This window comes from Fibrobacter sp. (assembly GCF_017551775.1).
GTDB lineage: Bacteria > Fibrobacterota > Fibrobacteria > Fibrobacterales > Fibrobacteraceae > Fibrobacter.
This window is the reverse complement of sequence record NZ_JAFZKX010000086.1, coordinates 44,252-50,584: the sequence shown is the minus strand read 5'-3', so window position 1 is coordinate 50,584 and position 6,333 is coordinate 44,252. Positions and strand designations below refer to the sequence as shown.

Here is a 6,333-nt window from a genome sequence, read left to right as displayed (position 1 = left end):
CCGCAGCACCCGCACCCGCAGCAGAGCAGGCCGCTCCCGCTGCCGAAGCCGCCCCTGCAGCCACCGCCGAAGCGGCTCCCGCTGAAGCACCTGTAGCCGAAGCAGCGCCCGCCAGCGAAGCCCCTGCAGCAGAAGCCGCCCCGGCCGAAGAAGCCCCGGCAACCGAAGTTGCAGCAGCCGAACCCGCACCTGAGGAACAGGTCGCAGCCAACGAGCAGAAACCCGCCAAGAAGAAAAAACGCCGCAAAAAGAAAAAAATGATCCAGAACGCCGTGCTCGAAACGCCTAAGCTCGCTTTCGACATCAACGCTGACTTCGAATTGGAAGCCGGCAAGGTCTTCTGGTACAGCGAGGATGACGAGATGAGCGACAACCTCGAAACCTGGAGCGGCGAAGCGAACTTCGCAGTTCTCGCCGAAGGCGAAGACTTCAAGGGCAAGATTGCCGTGGCCTTCTACCCCGGTGACCTGAAGGATGAATTTTTCTCCGACAAGGCAGCCAAGAAGGAAGCCTTCCGCAACGACGAAAACGGCAAAGCCGATGACTACTTCAGCCTCGACGAAGCTTGGGCATACCAGGAAACCGACATGTTCAACTTCAAGGTCGGTCGCTGGGACAACACCGACAAGAACGGTGACTACTTCGGTGGATACATCGACGGCTACATGAACGGCTTCATGTCCACGCAGCCCTCCGAAAACCAGTTGCAGTTCGGCATCACGCCGTCCGAAACGATGGACCTCTACCTTTCGTTCATCAGCAAGTCGGCCAACCTGAACAAGGGCGACCTCCGCGCCGTGTTCAACTTCCACAACCTCGAAGCGCTGAACAACATCAAGATCCAGCTCGGTTACCGCAGCAACATCTTCGACCTGGTCTATGATGCCGACGCCGAAATCGAGCACAACGTCTCCCTCAAGGCCAACGTGCCGGTTCTCGACTTCATCAACGTCTTCGGTGAAATCGCCCTTATGGACCTGAGCGCCAGCGGTGACATGGTCATTCCTATCACGGGTGGCATTGCCATCACCACGCCGGTCGTCGACCGCATCATCCTCGAAGCCGAATACGTGGGTGACCGTCACGAGCACGCCAAGTACGTCAGCGCGAACGCCAAGCACGTGAAGGACGTCCTCGGTGCCTTCTACATCGAAAAGGCATTCACCGACCGCTTCAGCCTCTCTGCCGGCTTCCACAGCTTCGGCAGCACGAGGGACTGGACGCTCTCCGGCAACCTCGTCGGCAGGATAAATTAAAGCGACCGCTTGCGCTACATTCAGGAGTTAAATTACTCCGGTATGCGCTCGCTCTCGCAACCACGCCCGGTTAATACCGGGCGTTTGTTGTATACAGACGAGCGCTTGAACCTTCCTTTTTAAGGAGGAAAGTTTACTTTTTTCGAAATTAATTTATACATTTTGTATACAACGTCATTCTTGTTTACGGCGTTGCAATCCTGGGGGAACGGATTGTGGTGTACAAATTGACAAAGGTTCTACTATTTACCTTGGCTTTGGCCATGGGCGCTTCGGCGTATACGCTCCAAATTAGTCCATCGACAACTTCTGGTTCCGGAAGCATCGATTCCTCTGGAATCAGCGTCAAAACATTAAGCAATGTCAACAGGGGCGATTCCATTATGATCATGGCAAGCGCGGCTTTTGACTATCTGTTCGACCACTGGGAAGTTATCGAAGGGTCGTGCAAAATACAAAACACAAAAAAAATCGCAACAAAGGTTTACGACATATCAAGCAACTGCACCGTCATGCCGATCTTCCGCTTGGGCTCCCTCTACGCCATCACGGAAACGCCCACCCTTTACAACTTCACAGAACACCTGTATGCAAAATTCGTTACTAGCGGAGTCTCCGGAGTCCGGTTCTTCTTCAAGCCCATTACGCCAGGCGACTATACGCTCGTCATCTCCAACGGATTGACCCAAGATTCACTAAAATACCTCCGGTACACCTCGCTCCACTTTACATCAATCAATAAGTCGCAGACTTTCTGCGGCACGTTTTCCGAAACCATACATTTCAACCAAGACACCGACCTGTACATCATCATCGCAAACACAACCGAAAACCCGAACAACTTTTGGATCAGCATTGCATCGCAATCATATAAGCTGAAGTTCAGTTCCGACGGGCACGGGACCGTCATGCCAGCAAACGGATACGATTCCGCTTTTGCCAATTCCAAATACACCGTCTATGCGAAAGGAGACTTCGGTTACCGATTTGCCGACTGGCAGACAATAACAGGTTCGCCCACCATCGACGACAGGGTAGCTGCAAGCACCTTCGTCACCGTCAAGGGCAATACCGAACTGAAGGCACGATTCAAGCCCGGCGAGATATACAGCGTGTCTACGCAAAAGCAAACTTTCAACTTCAAGAAAAATTACTACACGGAATCGACCCAATCGGCCATCCGCTTCACATGGACCCCGCCCGACACCATGCCGTACATCGTCAACTTCGGTATCGCCGATTCCATCCGAGGAACCTATACCGGATATAATGAAGACGGCTCTTTCCGGAATTCCTCAATCCCACAGCTGACAAGCGGTTCAAAATACTTCCTCGTAAAAGGAACCGCGGGCACCCCGCTCTACTGGACATTCCGGGAAAATTCCAACAACATCCCAGACTTATCCTTCACGAGCTGGATATCGACGCCCGCCATCCTGGACGTGAACGCGACAAAGGGCGGCGCCACAAGCCCGTCAGGGCGACAATATACGAATCCGGGAAGCAAATTCACCATTACGGCATGGCCCCACGGAGGTTATGAATTCAGTTCCTGGGTTCCCACCAGATGCAACCTGACCCTCGGTGACAGCAAGAAATCCAAGACTTCCGTCATCCAGACTGATCAGCAATGTTCTGTCGAGGCGCAGTTCATCGAAGACACGTCAGCCATACCGTCCCTTACCATATCGAATCTCGACATCGGGAATTATCCCGAAATCTGCGCGCAGGTTTCCGCGACCGACAAGAACTCCGGTCTTTCGTTCTACGGGCTCGGCGAGGACGATCTACAACTTTGGCAAGACGGCACCGCCATCAAACCCCAGGTCACTAGCATCACCAACGTTTCGGGAATTTCGGTCGTCATCGTCGTCGACGAGAGTCCCTCGATGGAATTCAACGACCGAATGATCAAGGCGAAGGACGCCATCAAGTCATTCATAAACAACATGGGCACCTACGACAGGACGGCCCTCGTCGGATTCCGCGGCTACGGAGACTCGACCATCGTACTCCAGTCCATGACCTCGAACAAGTCCCTGCTGCTAAAAGCCGTAGAAAAGCTCACTACCAAAGGGAACGGCACCAACATCATCACGGGCGCCTATGCAGGCCTGCGGCAAATCAGGAACGAGACCAACCCGACGGCGGTCATCATCTTCTCTGACGGGGAGAACAACGAAGGCACCATCGCACTCGAGACCGCCATCAACCTCAGCAAGTCAAAGAAAACCGTCATCCATTCCATCGGCGTCGAGACCGAGGCCTCGTACCCGCTGGAAGACCTTGCGCAACAAACCGGCGGCATATTCACAACAACAAACGACGCAAGCGAACTTTCCGGAATCTACGAGGCCATCCGCGACAACATCAACTCGCAGTACATGGTCTGCTACCAGGCGCCCGACACGCTCCAGGACGGCGAAACGCACGACGTCGTCATCGGCATGAGATTCAACAATATAGATGCGCGCGATACCGCCCAGTGGAGCAAAGGCGCCCTCCCGCCGACCATCTCCCTTACCGAAGAGACATGGGACCTGATCAACAATACGCAGGCGGCAAACAACACGCTCACCATCAGCGCCTACATCCATTCCGGAATCAAAATAAGTTCCGCCGACCTGTACCTGCGCACATCCGGCACGTCATACACGTCCTTCACGAAGTACACCCTGCGAAACACCCGCGACAGCCTCTGGGAATATACCGTCCCGGCAAACCTCGTCGTAGCGCCGGGGCTGGACTTCTACCTCGTCGTGACTGATTCTATCGGGCAAACAGGCAAGTCCCCGAAAATCCAGACACCGGCCATGGAACCCTACACCATATTCGTCGACAACGACATTCCCGACGTGGAATCAGTCTCCGTCGCCTGCGTAGATTCCTCAGACATCAAGACATTCTCGTTCCGCATAAAGGACAGCGACGGAATCGACAAGGCGCAAATCTACGTCAGGGACGCGCGAGCGGTACTCTTCCAGGAGGCGCCCCTCTCCTATTCTGTGGAAAAAGACGTCTGGACCATCGCTTTCCAGGCACCGGCAAGCGACATTCCGTCCATCCACTACTACCTGCGCGCAACCGACGCCCTGGGCGCGACAGTCCGCTCCCCGGCAAGCGGCTACATGATTACGGACGCATGCGAAATCGGCACCACCATTCCGGAGGATTCACTCCAAGACTCCGTAGAATATTCAGGACGTGATTCCGTCAAGTATTCCCTCATCGCCGATACCGCCGAAATGTACGACAGGGATCTGGACGGCAGGGCCGACTTCGTGCGCATCCATTTCAAGGAAGAACACGACGACAACATATCGAGCATCGATTCCATATTCTGGAATTCGAGCCGCGGGCAATGGCGCTACGCGACGAGCGATGCCATAAAGAAGAACCCGCAAGACGGGAAATGGATAGAAGCCTACATCAACGAGCCGTACGACTACGGTCTGACCATGGCCGATTCCTCAAGGAAGCCGTTCCTGAGTTTCTCGACACCGCTATCCAGCGAACTCGAAAACGTGACGTTGCGCGACAAGGTCGGCGCAGTCCCCGCAAGGGCGGTCCTGCATCCGGGCGAAATGAACCTCGGAAAATACATGGATCCGTCCTCAAACGACCCGCCCGACACTCTAGTCATCCAAATGTCAGAACCCATCATCGGCGGTAACAGCGAGAACGCCTGGGAGAGCCTGTTCCGCTACTCGGCCTCCTGCAAGGATTCCAATTCGGAGGCTCTTGTCACGAGCCTGCCTCCGACCGTCAACGAAGACATGACGCAATGGACGTTCGTTCTCGACAGGCACATCCTCAAGACCGGATTCTGCCTGTCTACCGACCCGGAAGCCGACTACATAGACTTGGCCGGCAACGCCCTCGGTCGCGGCGGCGTCAACATCAACGGTACGGACGGAGTCATTTACCTGACCGAAGTCATGCCGTTGCAACCGGTCAGCGGCATCGGGCCCCGTCCCAACTGGATTTCCCCGGATGGTTCCAGATGGGAAGAGCTGCCGGACACGCTTTCCGCCATCGGCGTAAGGGCAGTGCTCCCCTACACCGCAGACATCTACATCTTCGATGCAATATCCGTATTCGTAAACAACTTCGAGCAGAAATTCGGCTACGACGGCGAAATGAACGACCCGAGACGCGACGGCCCCGACGGGCAATCCAAATTGGGATTCCTGTACTGGGACGAACACTCGAAAAACGGGCGCAAGGCCGGTACCGGAGTTTACATCTGGAAGATATTCTTCACGTTCGAGGACGGCCACAAAGAGACAATTACCGTCAAGACCGGCATCATGCGGAAACAGGGCAAATAATTTTCGGGCCTAGCCGCCCGACTTGTACACCTTGGTGTGGGAAACCTCGATATTCATCCCGACCATGATTCCCACGCGGAGCGAGGAAACCCGGTACGTGACGTCTTCTTCCGAATAGGATTTCCGCATGGAAGATTTGTCGACACTGACCTCCAGCGTGAAGCCCATGGGGAATACGGCACCCACGCCGCAATTGACGAAGAAATTCGCAGGACTTTCCCACCAATGCTTGTCGCCTGTCAACGGAGTGAGGTAGCCCCCGCGCAGGGTAAAATACGGCGAGATGAAGTCATCCCAATTAATGCGCCCTATCGAAAGGACTCCCCACACCGGGAGCGTCGCCGGAGCCGCTTCGGAATCCTCGTTATGTTGAGAAGTCCTGAACCCCAGACCTAAACCGGTTCGCATCGGGATAAATTCCGACATGAACAACGCTTCGATGCCGGCCTCGATGACATATTCGGTTTCCCATTCCTCATCAGAAGAAACGGACTTGGAATCCTTCGGAATGGAGACTGTTGACGGGAAAAAGAACTGCGCCGACGGTTTCAAGTCGAGCGAATGGGAATAGCCGAACAGGCAAAGACCTGCCAGCAGAAAAGAACACTTTTTCAAGGACACCTAACCCTCCCTGTTATCCATAAACAAAATAACAAACAATCCGAATAAAATCAAGTCTTCGGATAAAGTATCCGCGTCGAGAGGCGTTTCGGATGCAAAAGGGCCCAGATAGGCGCGCGATGCAG

At 54.6% G+C, this 6,333-nt stretch carries 2 protein-coding genes and 1 pseudogene; 2 read left to right on the top strand and 1 reads right to left on the bottom strand.

All coding sequences use genetic code 11. From position 1 onward, the window contains the following. A pseudogene (locus IK012_RS10605) lies at nucleotides 1-1,256 on the top strand (hypothetical protein); the annotation flags it as partial. A gap of 263 nt (nucleotides 1,257-1,519) precedes the next feature. Beyond that, the gene (locus IK012_RS10600; RefSeq protein WP_290954185.1) at nucleotides 1,520-5,587 is read left to right on the top strand and encodes a VWA domain-containing protein; all 4,068 of its coding nucleotides are present in this window, start codon (nucleotides 1,520-1,522) and stop codon (nucleotides 5,585-5,587) included. 9 nt (nucleotides 5,588-5,596) lie between these two features. On the opposite strand, the gene IK012_RS10595 is transcribed toward IK012_RS10600, so the two are convergent. Beyond that, nucleotides 5,597-6,208 (bottom strand): hypothetical protein, encoded by a 612-nt coding sequence (locus IK012_RS10595; protein ID WP_290954181.1) that lies wholly within the window; start codon nucleotides 6,206-6,208, stop codon nucleotides 5,597-5,599. Nucleotides 6,209-6,333: the final 125 nt, after the last annotated feature.